Annotated in this window: 11 protein-coding genes; 7 read left to right on the top strand and 4 right to left on the bottom strand. The window is 66.6% G+C overall.

Features of this window, described 5'->3' with window-relative positions; translation table 11 throughout:
* Window positions 1-94: 94 nt before the first annotated feature.
* Both gyrB and OXS27_RS05565 read left to right on the top strand, forming a co-directional pair.
* Window positions 95-2,539, top strand: coding sequence for a DNA topoisomerase (ATP-hydrolyzing) subunit B (gene gyrB, locus OXS27_RS05570; RefSeq protein ID WP_243919401.1), 2,445 nt, complete (start codon window positions 95-97; stop codon window positions 2,537-2,539).
* A 425-nt stretch (window positions 2,540-2,964) separates the two neighbouring features.
* Window positions 2,965-4,632, top strand: a complete 1,668-nt coding sequence (locus OXS27_RS05565; protein ID WP_267354873.1) for a methyl-accepting chemotaxis protein — start codon at window positions 2,965-2,967, stop codon at window positions 4,630-4,632.
* Between the two features lie 15 nt (window positions 4,633-4,647).
* Here the strand turns inward: OXS27_RS05565 and asd are convergent, their stop codons facing one another.
* On the bottom strand, window positions 4,648-5,553 hold the full coding sequence (asd, locus tag OXS27_RS05560; RefSeq protein ID WP_267354871.1) for an archaetidylserine decarboxylase: 906 nt from the start codon (window positions 5,551-5,553) through the stop codon (window positions 4,648-4,650).
* 32 nt (window positions 5,554-5,585) lie between these two features.
* Here asd and OXS27_RS05555 point away from each other — a divergent pair, with 32 nt between their 5' ends.
* Entirely contained in the window at window positions 5,586-7,277 is a 1,692-nt protein-coding gene (locus OXS27_RS05555; protein WP_267354869.1) for an aminotransferase class III-fold pyridoxal phosphate-dependent enzyme, read from the top strand.
* Here OXS27_RS05555 and OXS27_RS05550 read toward each other — a convergent pair.
* Together OXS27_RS05550 and OXS27_RS05545 are read right to left on the bottom strand one after the other, a co-directional pair.
* The gene (locus tag OXS27_RS05550; RefSeq protein ID WP_267354867.1) at window positions 7,268-7,945 is read right to left on the bottom strand and encodes a hypothetical protein; all 678 of its coding nucleotides are present in this window, start codon (window positions 7,943-7,945) and stop codon (window positions 7,268-7,270) included. The two genes, OXS27_RS05555 and OXS27_RS05550, sit on opposite strands and share 10 nt — an antisense overlap.
* A gap of 48 nt (window positions 7,946-7,993) precedes the next feature.
* Window positions 7,994-8,680, bottom strand: a complete 687-nt coding sequence (locus OXS27_RS05545) for a methyltransferase domain-containing protein (protein ID WP_243919384.1) — start codon at window positions 8,678-8,680, stop codon at window positions 7,994-7,996.
* A gap of 695 nt (window positions 8,681-9,375) precedes the next feature.
* On the opposite strand from OXS27_RS05545, the gene OXS27_RS05540 reads away from it, so the two are divergent.
* On the top strand, window positions 9,376-10,161 hold the full coding sequence (locus OXS27_RS05540) for a lytic transglycosylase domain-containing protein (protein WP_267355299.1): 786 nt from the start codon (window positions 9,376-9,378) through the stop codon (window positions 10,159-10,161).
* 218 nt (window positions 10,162-10,379) lie between these two features.
* Here the strand turns inward: OXS27_RS05540 and OXS27_RS05535 are convergent, their stop codons facing one another.
* Entirely contained in the window at window positions 10,380-10,682 is a 303-nt protein-coding gene (locus tag OXS27_RS05535) for a hypothetical protein (protein WP_267355339.1), read from the bottom strand.
* Here OXS27_RS05535 and OXS27_RS05530 point away from each other — a divergent pair.
* The 3 genes from OXS27_RS05530 (at window position 10,564) to mqo (ending at window position 14,714) form a co-directional block, all read left to right on the top strand.
* Window positions 10,564-11,697 carry a tlde1 domain-containing protein gene (locus OXS27_RS05530; protein WP_267354864.1) on the top strand — a complete coding sequence of 378 codons (1,134 nt, stop codon included), beginning with the start codon at window positions 10,564-10,566 and terminating at the stop codon, window positions 11,695-11,697. The genes OXS27_RS05535 and OXS27_RS05530 overlap by 119 nt on opposite strands.
* A 179-nt stretch (window positions 11,698-11,876) precedes the next feature.
* On the top strand, window positions 11,877-12,380 hold the full coding sequence (locus OXS27_RS05525) for a lipocalin-like domain-containing protein (protein ID WP_267354862.1): 504 nt from the start codon (window positions 11,877-11,879) through the stop codon (window positions 12,378-12,380).
* A 606-nt stretch (window positions 12,381-12,986) separates the two neighbouring features.
* A complete protein-coding gene (gene mqo / locus OXS27_RS05520) occupies window positions 12,987-14,714 on the top strand; it encodes a malate dehydrogenase (quinone) (RefSeq protein ID WP_267354860.1) in 1,728 nt (575 codons plus the stop codon).
* Window positions 14,715-14,736: the final 22 nt, after the last annotated feature.

The following is a 14,736-nucleotide window of genomic DNA, read 5'->3' as shown; positions in this document are numbered from 1 at the left end:
CCTATATTGTGCAGACCGAAAGAGAGTTCAGGCGTGGGCGCCTAACGGCGCGAGACCCTCCGTCGCGTCAAGGCCCGCCTGCCCGAGGAAGTACATGGCCGACACCCCCCAATCCGAGCACGCCGATTACGGCGCGGAATCGATCCGCGTGCTGAAGGGCCTCGACGCCGTCCGCAAGCGCCCCGGCATGTACATCGGCGACACCGACGACGGCTCGGGTCTCCACCACATGGTCTACGAGGTGGTGGACAACGCCATCGACGAGGCGCTCGCGGGCCACGCCGATCTCGTCACCGTCACCCTCAACGCGGACGGGTCCGTCACGGTCTCCGACAATGGCCGCGGCATCCCGGTGGACATCCACAAGGAAGAGGGCGTCTCGGCAGCCGAGGTCATCATGACCCAGCTGCACGCGGGCGGTAAGTTCGACCAGAATTCCTACAAGGTGTCCGGCGGACTGCACGGCGTCGGCGTCTCGGTCGTGAACGCCCTGTCGTCGTGGCTGAAGTTGCGCGTCTGGCGCAACGACAAGGAGCACGCGATGGAGTTCCGCCATGGCGATGCCGTGGCGCCGCTCGAGGTGGTCGGCCCCGGCAACGGCCGGCGCGGCACGGAAGTCTCCTTCCTGCCCTCAACCGACACCTTCACGATGATCGAGTTCGATTACGGGACGCTGGAGAAGCGCCTGCGCGAACTCGCCTTCCTCAATTCTGGCGTGCGCATCGTTCTGACCGATGGTCGCCATGCCGAGAAGAAGCGCGAGGAACTGTACTACGAGGGCGGCATCGAAGCCTTCGTGCGTTACCTCGATCGCTCCCGCAAGCCGATCGACGGCATTAGCAATCCCATCGTGGTTTGCTCGGAACGCGACGGGATTCGCGTCGAGGTCGCGTTCTGGTGGAACGACTCGTTCAACGAGACGGTCCTGCCCTTCACCAACAACATCCCGCAGCGGGATGGCGGCACCCATATGGCGGGTTTCCGGGCCGCGATGACCCGCCAGATCACCGGCTACGCCGATTCCTCAGGCGTGTCCAAGCGGGAGAAGGTCTCGCTCACCGGCGAGGATTGCCGCGAGGGCTTGACCGCGGTCATCTCCGTGCAGGTGCCGGACCCGAAATTCTCCTCGCAGACCAAGGACAAGCTCGTCTCCTCCGAGGTCCGGCCAGCGGTGGAGAACGTCCTCAACGAGGGCCTGTCGACTTGGCTTGAAGAGAATCCGCAGCAGGCCCGCTCGGTGATGAGCAAGGTGGTGCTGGCGGCCTCGGCCCGCGAGGCGGCCCGCAAGGCGCGGGAGACTGTCACCCGCAAGGGCGCGCTCGACATCGCCTCGCTCCCCGGCAAGCTCGCCGATTGCCAAGAGCGCGATCCGACCAAGTGCGAGATCCTGCTGGTCGAGGGTGATTCCGCCGGCGGCTCAGCCAAGCAGGGCCGCGACCGCACCTTCCAGGCGGTGCTGCCGCTCCGCGGCAAGATCCTGAACGTCGAGCGTGTGCGTGCCGACCGGATGCTGTCCTCGGCCGAGATCGGGACGCTGATCACGGCGCTCGGCGCCGGGATCGGACGCTCCTCCACAGATCGCGAAGGCTTCAATCCTGAGAAGCTGCGCTACCACCGCATCATCATCATGACCGATGCGGATGTGGATGGCTCGCACATCCGGACCCTGCTGCTGACCTTCTTCTTCCGGCAGATGCCGGAGCTAATCGATCGCGGCCACCTCTACATCGCGCAGCCGCCCCTCTACAAAGCCGAACGCGGGCGCCGGGCGATCTACTTGAAGGACGAGCGCGCCCTCGAGGATTACCTGATCGATCAGGGCACCGACGGGGCGATCCTGCGGCTCTCCACGGGCGCGGAATTCGCCGGCCCTCAACTCAAGAGCCTCGTCGAAGAGGCGCGCACCTTCCGGAACATCCTGCAGGGCCTTCACACGCGCTACGATCGTTCGGTGGTCGAGCAGGCGGTGCTCGCCGGTGCGTTCGATGCCGAGGTTGCGGACAATCCGGGCGAAGCGGAGGTGCTGGCCGACGTGACCGCGCGCCGCCTCGATGCCATCGCGGACGAGACCGAGCGCGGCTGGCAGGGTGAAGCCTTCGAGGGCGGCTACCGCTTGAGCCGGACGCTGCGCGGTGTCCGGCAGGTGGCGACGCTGGATGCCGGCCTCATCGCGTCCCAGGAGGCCCGCCGCCTGTCCGAGCGGGCGGACGCCTTCCGCGAGATCTACGGCGAGCCCGCCACGCTGATGCGCAAGGCCGATGAGACCGTCCTGCACGGTCCGGTCGCCCTGTTCGAGGCGGTGATGGCCTTCGGCCGCAAGGGCTTGCAGCTCCAGCGCTACAAGGGCCTCGGCGAGATGACCGCCCAGCAGCTCTGGGAAACGACGCTGGACCGCGAAGTCCGCTCGTTGCTTCAGGTCAAGGTCAAGGACGTCACCGACGCCGATGACCTGTTCGTCAAGCTGATGGGCGATGTCGTGGAACCGCGGCGCGAGTTCATCCAAGAGAACGCCCTGAGCGTCGCCAACCTCGACGTGTAGACCGGCGCCGACCGCGCCGAGCAAGCGAGCCGCCGGCCCCTAAACGGGCTCGGCGGCTCGTGGCGTTTTCGAGTCGCACTCGTACGCGCGCAGCGTGACCCGCGAGGCCGCCGCCGTGGACGAAGAGGTCGTCGAACCATTGCCGAAACGGCGTCACCGGTTTTCGGAAAAAGACGACCTCAGATCAAAAATTCGAGAGCCTTTGATCGGAATCAGAAATCCTCAGCAAAACTAGAGCTCCTATCGACCACTGCGGTGCGTGCCAACAATAGATACGAAGTCTTTTTGCCTTAAATCAATCCGTATAAAATCTTAGATATCGAATTATTAGCAGCGTCGAAGTCGGACACTTGAGTTTCCCTGGCTCGGCACTAGGATGCCCAAGCTTTTGGAAAAATTACGGATCCTAGGACCTGTCCCTTCACATGAAGATCTCGATCAAAGTGCGGCTCATCGCGCTGCTCGTGATGCTCGGCACTCTACTTCTTGGCTCTGCGGCACTCGGCAATTTTGCGCTTCGCAGCGGCAACAGAAGCCTTCATACGATTGTCGAGGACCGAATTTTACCGCTCAGCCAGTTCAGCACGTTCCGGGACGCCTACGATGCTATGCTCGTCGTCTTGCGATCCATCGATAAGCCAACGACGGACAAGGGCGAGGCCGCTGCCATCCTGGAGCGGCAACTTGCACGCTCAATGCAGGTCTGGTCCGAATACTTGGCCACCTACCTGACTTCAGATGAGGAGCGCCTCGTCGAAGCCCTCAAGCCGCGGCTTGTTCGGGACGCGGTCATCGTCCACGATCTGAGCCGCGCTCTGAAGGCCCAGGACACCGCCGCCACCGCGTCCGCCAAGGCCGAGTTGCTTCAGGCTACGACACCGACGATGGCGGGGGTGACGAAGCTCATCGACTTGCAAGTCGGCGTGGCGCGCGCGGAGTTCGAGCGCGCGGAAGCCTTGGCGGACATCCTGCGCATCCTGCAACTCGCCGCGCTGCTGCTTGCCGTGGTCGCGGTCGCGTATGGAGTCAGAGTGATCCTCGCTCAGGTCACACGACCGATCGAGGAGACGACGGTGACAATGATGCGCCTGGCCTCGGGCGACCTCGACACGGAGGTGACCGGAGCCGAGCGGCGCGATGAGATCGGTGCCATGGCAAAAGCGCTCGAAATCTTCCGGGAGGCGCTGATCGCCAAACGCGTGGCCGATAAGGCGGCCGTGCAGGATCTTGCGGACAAAGCCCACCGGGCGGAGGTCTTGGATGGGGCGACACGGGCGTTCCGGTCTCAGGTCGAACGCATGACGCAGACGCTGACGAGCGCAGCGGACGAGATGCAGGCGACGGCCAGTTCGATGAGCCGCAACGCCGATCAGACAGCCGCCCAATCCGCCACGGTCTCGTCGGCGGCCGAGCAGACTTCGGCCAACGTCCAGACCGTCGCGGCGGCGAGCGAGGAATTGTCGACCTCGATCGCCGAGATCAACGGTCAGATCACGCGCTCCTCCGAGATGGCCGAACGCGCTGCCACGACCGCCAACGAGACCAACACCCTGGTCATGGGTCTGGCCGAGGGGGCCGAGCGGATCGGAGCCGTGATCGGCCTCATCTCGGGTATCGCCGCTCAAACGAACCTGCTGGCACTGAACGCCACGATCGAAGCGGCCCGGGCCGGCGAGGCCGGCCGTGGCTTCGCCGTGGTCGCCGCGGAGGTCAAGGAACTGGCCGACCAGACCGCGAAGGCCACCGAGACGATCTCCGGCCAAGTGAATGCCATTCAGTGCGAAACGATTCGCGCCGTGGACGCCATCCAGGCCATAACCACCACGGTCCTTGATCTGCGGACCATCGCGGTCGGCGTGGCGGCTGCAATGGAAGAGCAGGGGACCGTCACGCAGGAGATCGTGCGCAGCGCCAGCGAGGCGGCCGATGGGACGCAGGCGGTGACGGTCAATATCGGCGCGGTCACGCATGCCGCTGCCAAGACCGGTACCGCCGCGTCCCAGGTTCTGACGGCCGCGACCGAGCTGTCGCGGCAATCGGATGCACTGAGCGCCGCCGTGACGGACTATCTCGCAACCGTTCAGGCAGCCTGACGACCATGGGGGCCCTCAACCGGCCCCCGCTGCCGCGGGCAGGCGCATCAGCGGCTCGCCCATGCGCAGGCTTCGGCCCTCGGTCAGCTCGGCCAGGAGCGTGAATCCCTCCGGTGCCAGCACCACGATGGTCGAACCGTGCTCGAACCAACCCATCTCGTCACCCTTGGCGAGGCGGGCCGTGCAGGGCAAGGTCCGGCCGCCCGTCCGGCGCAAGGCCGTGCCCTCCGGCAGGAAGCCGAGGCGTAGGCCTGCCACCAGGATCGCCGCCACCGGCACCAGCGTGACCGCGTGACCCGCCTCTTTCACGCGCAGCCGCAGAACGGCGCGCTCGTTGCGGCAGAACAGGTTTTCGACGCGCTTCAGGGCGATCGGGTTCACGTTCCACGTGTCGCCCCAGATGTGCCGGACTGATTCGACCCGCGCATCGTGGGGCGCGTGGAAGCGGTGATACATTCCGGCGGTCAAGCGCAGGGTGGCGTAGGTGCCGCCTTCATGCGCGTCGGCGAGCTGCGCATCACCCCCGAGCAAATCGACCAGGCGATAGGACAGCCCCTTGATCTGGAACAGGCGCCCCGCCTCGATTCGGCCATGGGCACCGAGGATCCCGTCGCTCGGGCTGGTGAGGATCGCGGGATCGGCCGCGACCGGCCGGGCCCCGGGCCGGAGCGCCCGGATGAACGCCGCGTGGAGGCTCGGGAAGCGCGCGTCACGCGCATCACTGAGGTCCACGTCGCAGAACAGGCGCCAGGTGGCGATCGAGACATCGCGCACCAGCGGCTGCTCGATACGGCCGAACCAGCCCATGAACCGGGTCGCGAGCCGGCGCGGCAGCCGGTTGGTCAGCAAGAAGTTCAGGTCCTCCTGGGCGCCGACCCGCGCCAGGGCCCGCCGCAGCGGCGATCCGGAAACCGTCATCATGCCGTGAATTGCCTCCGATAGGGCGCGGGGCGATGTCCGCGCTCCTCGTCACCCTGTCCGCCACTGCCGCCACCGCGGTTCTGGCTCTTCCGCGCGCTGCAGAGCGCCTGCGATTGTCCCGGGCGAAACATCCTTCGCTCACGGGCCATGCCCGGATGGCCCGGCGCGTCGCCGGGCTCATTCCGCATTACGCCTATTCCGAGCGCGCCTTCTTCCGCTCGGACGATCCGGACGAAGCGGTGGCGCAGCGGCGCGAGGCCGGCTTTGCGCAGCTCTCCGACCTGTTCCGGACGCGCTACGCGCGCACCCGCGCCGAGACCGAGGCCGTGCGCGACGGCTTGTCGGATCTGCAATTCACCGGCCTGTACCGGGTGCCGTTTCAATACGCCCGGCACGTGCGCGCTCATCTCGCCACCGGCGCCTTCGCGGCGGCCTCGGAGGGCGTCACCGTCACGGATCTCGACGGCAACACCGCCTACGATCTGGCCGGGTCTTACGGAGTGAACCTGTTCGGCGTCGACTTCTACCGGGCCTGCCTGGAGGAGGGGGCCGCGCGCGTTGCTGCGCTCGGCCCGGTGCTCGGCCCAGTGCACCCAGTAGTCACCGGCAACGTCGTGCGGCTGAAGGCGCTCTCCGGCCTCGACGAGGTCTCGTTCCACATGTCCGGGACCGAGGCGGTGATGCAGGCGGTGCGGCTCGCCCGCTACCATACCGGACGCCGCCGGATCGTGCGCCTGTGCGGCGCCTATCACGGCTGGTGGGGCGAAGTGCAGCCCGGCATCGGCAACCCCGTCCCGACCCGCGACACGCTCACCCTGGCCGACTTGTCTGAACGGACGCTGCGCGTCCTCGCATCCCGCCGGGATGTCGCCTGCGTGCTGGTCAACCCGCTCCAGGCGATGCACCCCAATGCGGGCGCGCCGGCCGATTCTGCCCTGGTCGACAGCGCGCGCAAAACCGCCTTCGACCGGGCCGCCTACACGCAATGGCTCCGCGAGCTGCGGGCGGTATGTACTGCCCGGGGTATCGTGCTGATCCTCGACGAGGTCTTCCTCGGTTTCCGCCTCGCCCGCGGCGGCGCCCAGGAGTATTTCGGCGTCCAGGCCGACATGGTCACCTACGGCAAGACGCTCGGCGGCGGCCTGCCGGTCGGCGTGCTGTGCGGGCGCGCCGACCTGATGCGCCGCTACCGGGACGACCGCCCGGTCGACATCTGCTTCGCCCGCGGGACCTTCAACGCCCATCCCTACGTGATGGGCGCCATGAGCGCGTTCCTCGACCGGCTCGACACGCCGGAGGTCGCCGCCCTCTACGCCGATCTCGACGCGACCTGGGACCGGCGCGCGGCGCGCCTCAACGCCCTGCTGGCGGAAGCCGGCCTGCCGGTGCAGGTCGCGAACATGTCCACGGTCTGGACGGTCCTGTACACCAAGCCGTCGCGCTACAACTGGATGCTGCAATTCTACCTGCGCGCGGAGGGGCTGGCCCTGTCCTGGGTCGGGACCGGTCGCCTGATCTTCAGCCTCGCCTATGACGACGCCGCGTTCGAGGTCGTGGCGGCGCGGTTCGTCGCGGCGGCCACGGCGATGCAAGCCGATGGCTGGTGGGAGGCGGGTGCGCCGAGCGATAAGGCGATCCGGCGCGCGATCCTGCGGGAGGTCGCGGCTTTGCGGCTCGGCAAGTTCGGCGCCCGGCTCGGCCTGCGCGCACCGGATCAAGGCTGATCCGGCCGCAGGAGCGCCGGACGGGTCCACACCCGGCGTCCGCTGCAATCCCAGGCGCCGTGCTCGTGCGGCTCGTGCTCTTCGACCAACTCACCGTGCAGCAGCGCAATCGGCGCCTTGTGGTAGAGCTTGATGTCGTGGAACGGGCCCGTGAGGATCTTGGTGCCCCAAACGAGTCCGGTCTGCACGTCGCGCAGGACGAACAGCTGCACCATCCGGAACAGCAGGCCCGCCAGCGCCAGCGCCAGCCACAGCCAGATCCAGCCGACGTTGCGGATCAGGTCCGTCGTGGTCTGATGCGGCGAGATCAGGCCGAATAAGCTCGGATCGACGTAGAGCGGCAGCGGCGACAGCGCCCAGATCGCGAGTAGCACGATCTTGCGCTGCAGATTGTAGCCGACCTTGATCTCTTCCTTGTGCTCGTGGCTGGCGTCATTGACGTGGTCGTAGCCCTTCGGCTCGAAGAACAAGTGACCGGCCTGCCGAGACGTCATGGCGATCAGCCAGCCGATGAGCGCAGCCGTCGCCGGGTCCTTGAACGCCAGGGCGTAGGCCACCAGGAAGCTGATCGCACTGACCACATGCAAGCTCTGGTTGACGCGATTGTGGTGGTAGTACCGGTGATCATCCCAGCGCTGGATGCGCAGAGCTTCCAGAAAGCTCGCCATGGTGTGCGTCCTCGTGAAACGATGATGGGGGAGTGCCGTCGCGGGAACTCAGGCGTCGTGCTTGCGCAGGCGGACGAGGGAGAAATGGCCGAGCGGCGGCAGCGCCCGGCGCTCGACGATCTCGACCGGGGCGCCGGCCGCCCAGGCGGCGTAGCGGTTCCAGGCGAATTCGGTCCGCCAACCGAGGCGGCTCGTGATCGGCGCCAGGGCATGCTCGATGGTGCGGCGCAGGCCGTCCTCGGCGCCGATGCGGGTGGTGATGACGATCTCGCCGCCGGGGCGGAGAACCCGGGCGAATTCGTCGAGCGCCGCCTCGGGGTTCGGGACCGCCGTGACGACGTATTGCGCCACGATCACGTCGAAGGACGCGTCCGGGAAGTCGAGGTGCTCGGCATCCATGACGGCGAGGCGCTCGATAGTGCGCAGGCCGAGCCGCGCCACGCGCTGGCGCGCCTTCTCCAGCATCGGTGCCGAGATATCGATGCCCACGATGCTGCGGGCGCGGCGATAGGCCGGCAACGACAACCCGGTCCCGACCCCGACTTCGAGGATGCGCCCGCCCACCTTTTCCGCCGCAGCTGCCGCCAGGGTCCGCCCCTGGGCGAAGACCGGCCCGAACACCAGATCGTAGACCGGCGCCCAGCGGCCGTAGGCCTTGGCGACACCGTCGCGGTCGAGATCGGGGCCGAGCGCGCCTGCGCGCGATGAGCCGGTGCCGTGCATTCCGATAGCCATGAGTGTTCAGTCTCGCTGTCTGCCAGATCGAAAGCTGGTGGGATGAAGGTGGATGGATCGAGTCTTCGGCGCTTGCCCGCGGCCGACCAGCTCGGACCTCGCTCCGGATCAGGCCAGCCGACGCGATCGCAGGGTTCCTTGCCCTGGACAGCGCGTCGACACCGCGCCGGCATGCCGGGGAGACCGGTGCACCGCCGTTGAGATCGCCGACATTGCGGTACGCTGAACGCGAATCAGGAGATGCGGTGCAGCGTTAGGCGTCGAACTGCCGTGTTCGTGATGAGCCCCACACCGCTTCTCCGGAGACCAATTTTTCCGCCGGCAAAGCTATGACCGAGATTTGACAACGTTGTGACGGCAGCAAGAACTATTCGAAACGAATGCTCTTCGTCGGCAAATCAATTCACAGGGCGCGAACTCGCGGCAGGTCATCGCATCGATGAGCCGTCTATTGGGTAAAGATCTTGCCGGCAAAGCGATCATCGATCCGATCGGCGCGCGTCCCGGCGCTGCCGGAAGAGCGGCCAGGCCACCCGCGGCATGCAACAGTCGTTAAGCGAATGCGCAAGTGTGAAGGCAGGATTTGGGAGTTCGCGTCTTCGACATCTTCTCGCCCTGATATCGCCGAGATGTGGCAGGGTATCGCCAGGCGGATGAGGCGCGAGCACGCGCCGAAGGAGTGTTTCGTGATCGACATGATGCGGCGTCAGACTCTCGCGGTAGCGGCCATCGCCGGGATCGCCTTGAGCGCCGGGCAGGCGCAGGCCGCGCAATGCGGCAACAGTGCCGCGGGCTTCGAGACCTGGAAGCGGGAATTCTCCGAGGAAGCGCGCGGCCGGGCCAGCGCGGCGAGCCTCGCGGCGCTGCAGAACACAACGTATTCAACCGCCACGATCTCGGCCGACCGGGGACAGCACAGCTTCAAGCTGTCGCTCGACCAGTTCCTGGCCAAGCGCGGCGGTCCGACGATCGTCTCCAAGGGGCGGGTGCTGAAGCGGCAGAACGCAGCGTTGTTCGACTCGATCGAGCAGCGCTACGGCGTCCCGCCGGGGCCGCTCCTGGCAATCTGGGGCATGGAGACCGGGTTCGGCGCCGTGCGCGGCAACGTCAACACCCTCTCGGCCGTGGCAACGCTCGCCTACGATTGCCGCCGCTCTGAGTATTTTACGGACCAGCTCTACGCGGCGCTGACCCTGGTCGATCGCGGCCTGCTGACGCCGAGCACCCGCGGGGCGGCGCACGGGGAGGTCGGCCATACGCAGTTCCTGCCCAAGAACGTGCTGACCTACGGCACCGGCGACCTGAACAATGTCAACGCAGCCCTATCGTCCACCGCCAACTTCCTGAAGGCGCACGGGTGGCGTGCCGGTGCGGGTTACCAGCCCGGCGAACCGAACTTCGCCGCGATCCAGGGTTGGAACGCCGCGCCGGTCTATGAGCGCGCCATCGCGCTCCTGGGGCGCCAGATCGACAACGACTGAAACCAAGCTCGCAGCCATACGTCCGGGTCCTGTTGACCCGGACGTCACCGTGATGCGCTCTCCAACTTCGAACCGGTATCCCGTTCGGCGGAGAGCGCCTCAAGGTATCCATCCTGACAGCGACCGTCGATGCTATCGCCGCAGCGTGCCGGAATAGATGCTGGGCGAAGGCAGTCATCAGAAGCGCTCATCATACGCCGAATACTTGCTGATGAGACCTATAGTGCCTGAAAATGGCCCTGATCGATCCTGGATTGACCATGGACTTGCCGCAGAAAAGCCCGTTCAGACCCGCTGTTTCGGCCCGAGCGGAGCAGGTTGTCTGGTTGCACGTCCCACGCGTCGAAGCGTGACGATCCCGGACCGGCCTGCCCCCGCCCGACGAGGAGCATGGGCATCTGCATGGCGATCGATACCGTGCCGCCGGACGGCCAGGACAGCAGACGGTCGCGACGTTCGTGTCTCGCACCGCTGACGGTTTTCACCGGCGCGCTCGCCATGGCCCTGGTCGGATCCGGCATCCGAGATCATGATCTGCGGCCATCCGCACCCGATAGCGCGGCGGCAAGCCGGAGCATGTCGACCGCGGTAGCCGACCAGCCGGTACCTTCGCGCGATACCGCCGCGGCATCGGAGGCCGGGACATCCCCATCCGAACCGGACGCGTTTGCTTCGGCTGAGGCGATCCCCGAAGCCGCCGACGGCCCGCCGGCGCATTGGGCCTGGATGCCGATGGCGCCGGTTCCTGCCGTACCGAATCCGGAAGCGCCATTGGAGAGCGGGCCAGAAAAAGCGCCGCGCATCGCCATGACCGTGCCGCTTCCGGTTCCGCGTCCCCCTGAATTTCGAAGCCCGGGGGCACCCGTCCTCGCGCGAAGGGCCGAGCGGCGCATGGCCCGGCGCGATGGTCCGCTGACTCAGCCCGCGGCACCGCCGACGGACGAGCGCTCGTTCCTGGAGAAACTGTTCGGCCTCAAGCAGTCCCCAGCACCCGCACCGGCGCTGGCCTACGCTGCGCTCGAGAGCAAGCCGATCGTGGTGGCCCCGCAGCGGCGGATCTCTCCGCCGCTTGCCCTGTCGCGTGAGCCGAGCCCGACGGGGGGCGTTGCGGTCTACAACATCGCCGCCCGGAGCGTGACGCTGCCGAGCGGCGAGCGTCTCGAAGCCCATTCGGGCCTCGGCGAGGGTCTGGACGATCCGCGGCTTGTGAATGTGCGGATGCGTGGACCGACGCCGCCCGGGACCTATGACCTGACCGAGCGCGAGCAATTGTTTCACGGCGTGCGGGCCATCCGGCTGACGCCCGTGGGCGGCAGCGAGTCGATCTACGGCCGTGTCGGGTTGCTGGCCCATACGTTCATGCTGGGACCGCGCGGTGATTCGAACGGCTGCGTCTCGTTCCGCGACTACGAGCGGTTCCTCCAGGCTTTCCTCCGCGGTGAGGTCCAGCGCCTCATCGTAGTCTCCGGCACGCAGGATCCGCTGCCCGCGATGGCGGACGGGGGCCGCACGCGCATGGCGCGCAACGGCAATTGATCTCGAAAGGGTGGCGGCGCGAGCACCGTCTTCGCATCAGCGCGCTACAGGGGCGTCGCGATGGTCACGCACCGGGCTTGCCAACACGGCCGCGCCGCGCAGGATGACCATGTTCCTACGATAGGCTGGTCGTCGACATGAGTTCTACGAAATTACGGATAGGCTTGCGCTGCGCTCTGATGGCGCTCGCCGCCCTCGCACTGCCGCTGGCGGCGCCACAGGCCGACGCGCAGGATCACAAGGCCGATCGATCGGGCCCATCGCTGACGGAGCGCCTCGTTGGAACCTGGGAACTCGTTTCCTACAAGATCGAAGACAAGGAAACGGGCAAGCTCATCGACGCGATGGGCAACACGCCCCGCGGACGCGTGATCTTCACCCCGGACGGTTGGGTGGCGTTCAATCTGGAGGGCAGTGACCGGAAACCGGCCGCGACGGATACCGAGCGTGCCGAACTGATGAAGAGTTTGGTCGCCTATATCGGTCGCTACCGAATCGAAGGTGACCAGTGGGTGACGACGGTCGAGACGGCGTGGGCACCCGAATGGGTCGGCACGGAGCAACGGCGGGACGTCCGGCTCGACGGTGATTACGCGGACGTCACCACCCCGTGGCGCGTCATGCCCAACTGGAATTCGGGCCGCCCGTCGCGTAGCCTGATCCGATTCAAGCGAATCTCGTAATCTCCTTTATCCAACGCCGAGACTGCAGGCTCAGTCAAAGCAAGGCCGCGTCGGTCGAGATTGTGACTGCGCGCTGGGTGGGCATGTGGTCCAGCGTCGATGCAAGCAATCGCATTGCAGCGGCAAGCTTGCCGGATCAGCGGATATCGCCGTTCAACAGGGCAACGATCGGCGGGCCACAGCCGGGGAATTTCGGTGATTGTCCTGCCGCGCTTCATCCTCTATGACGACGCCCATCAGAGGCTGTACCGATCCGGCCAGAACGTGCCACCTGCGATGGTCGTCGATCGCGGTGCGGCCCAGCGGATCGGACCCGGAAGCGGTCCTGCTGGTCGGACCGCGGTCCGGTACGGGCAATAACAAAGCAAGCGATTCAGCGCGCAGGGAAACGGGTTAATGCGGCCATCCACCTTTGAAGGCGGTGCCGCGTAGTCCCGAAGCAACGCGCGCGGCAGGCCAACCCCGGGCGGTGTTCCGGTGTGGCGCGACGATCCAGAGGAAACGATCCGGAAGGCCGGCACGGGACATTCCCTGTCGCCGATTTCGTCCGTGTCAGTCCGCGGGTGTGCTCGCCAAGCACGTCCGCCCTTCAATCGGGATCCGACCATGCGTGCCGACGATGAGACCGCGCCCTTCCGCCACCGTCAGCCGCAGGCCGCGCTGCCTCTGAACCGCAGACAGATCCTCGGCACCGCCGCGGTCGGGCTGGCAGCGGCTGCGCTGCCGACCTCCCTCGCGCTGGCCGACGCGGCCGACAGCAAGGTCGATGTCCTGCTGATCGGCGGCGGCATCATGAGCGCCACGCTCGGCGTGTGGCTGAACGAGCTTGAGCCCAATTGGTCGATCCAGATGGTCGAGCGCCTGGATCAGGTCGCGATGGAGAGCTCGAACGGCTGGAACAATGCCGGCACGGGCCACTCGGCCCTCGCGGAGCTGAACTACACGCCTGAGAAGAACGGCAAGGTCGAGATCCCCAAGGCGGTCGAGATCAACGAGGCCTTTCAGGTCACGCGACAGTTCCTGGCCTATCAGGTCAAGAACGGCGTGATGACGAACCCGCGCTCCTTCATCAATTACACGCCGCATATGAGCTTCGTCTGGGGCGACGACAACATCGCCTATCTGAAGAAGCGCTGGGAAGCCTTGAAGGCGAGCCCGCTCTTCGCCGGCATGGAATACTCGGAGGATCCCGAGCAGCTGCGCAAATGGGTGCCGCTGATGATGGACGGCCGCGACCCGAAGCAGAAGGTCGCCGCCACGTGGTCTCCGCTCGGCACCGATTGCGAGTGGGGCGAGGTGACCCGGCAATACGTCGCCTACCTGCAGAAGCAGCCGAGCTTCAAGCTGCGCCTGTCCACGGAAGTCGAGAGCATCGTCAAGAACGCGGACGGCTCCTGGCGGGTGACCTCGAAGAACCTCAAGGACGGGTCCCGCCAGAGCGTCGACGCCAAGTTCGTGTTCATCGGCGCGGGCGGCGGCGCCCTGCACCTGCTGCAGAAATCCGGCATCTCCGAGGGCGACGACTACGCGGGCTTCCCGGTGGGCGGCTCGTTCCTGATCAACGACAACCCGGATGTCGCCACGCTGCACCTTGCCAAGGCCTACGGCAAAGCCTCGGTCGGTTCGCCGCCGATGTCGGTGCCCCACCTCGACACACGGGTGCTGGGCGGCAAGCGCGTGATCCTGTTCGGGCCGTTCGCGACCTTCTCGACGAAGTTCCTGAAGGAGGGGTCGTATCTCGACCTCCTCAGCTCCACCACGACCAGCAACATCTGGCCGATGATGCGCGTCGGCCTGGATGAGTTCCCGCTGGTCGAGTACCTCGCCGGGCAGCTGATGCTCTCGGACGATGACCGGATCGCGGCCCTGCGCGAATACTTCCCGAAGGCCAAGAAGGACGAGTGGCGTCTCTGGCAGGCGGGCCAGCGCGTGCAGATCATCAAGCGCGATCCGCAGAAGGGCGGCGTGCTGAAGCTCGGCACCGAGATCGTCAACGCGAAGGATGGCAGCATCGCGGCCCTGCTCGGGGCCTCGCCGGGCGCCTCCACGGCGGCACCGATCATGCTGCAGGTGCTCGAGAAGGTCTTCGCCAAGAACGTGGCGACGCCGGAATGGCAGGCCAAGATCCGCGAGATCGTCCCGAGCTACGGCACGAAGCTGAATGACGATCCGGATCGCGTTGCGCAGGAATGGGCCGCCACGAGCGCCGCGTTGGAGCTGCCCGCGCCGCCGCAGATCGACCGTGCGGTGCTGAAGCCGGTTTCCACCGGCAGCACGGTGCTCAACAGCAATCCCGGCACGGTGAAGGAGCCGGTTCACGACCTCGCGCCCTGAGCGGTGCGATCTGCGTCCGGAG

It is taken from the genome of Methylobacterium sp. GC_Met_3, assembly GCF_026540775.1.
Taxonomy (GTDB): Bacteria; Pseudomonadota; Alphaproteobacteria; order Rhizobiales; family Beijerinckiaceae; genus Methylobacterium.
This window is presented reverse-complemented; position numbering and strand designations above follow the sequence as displayed.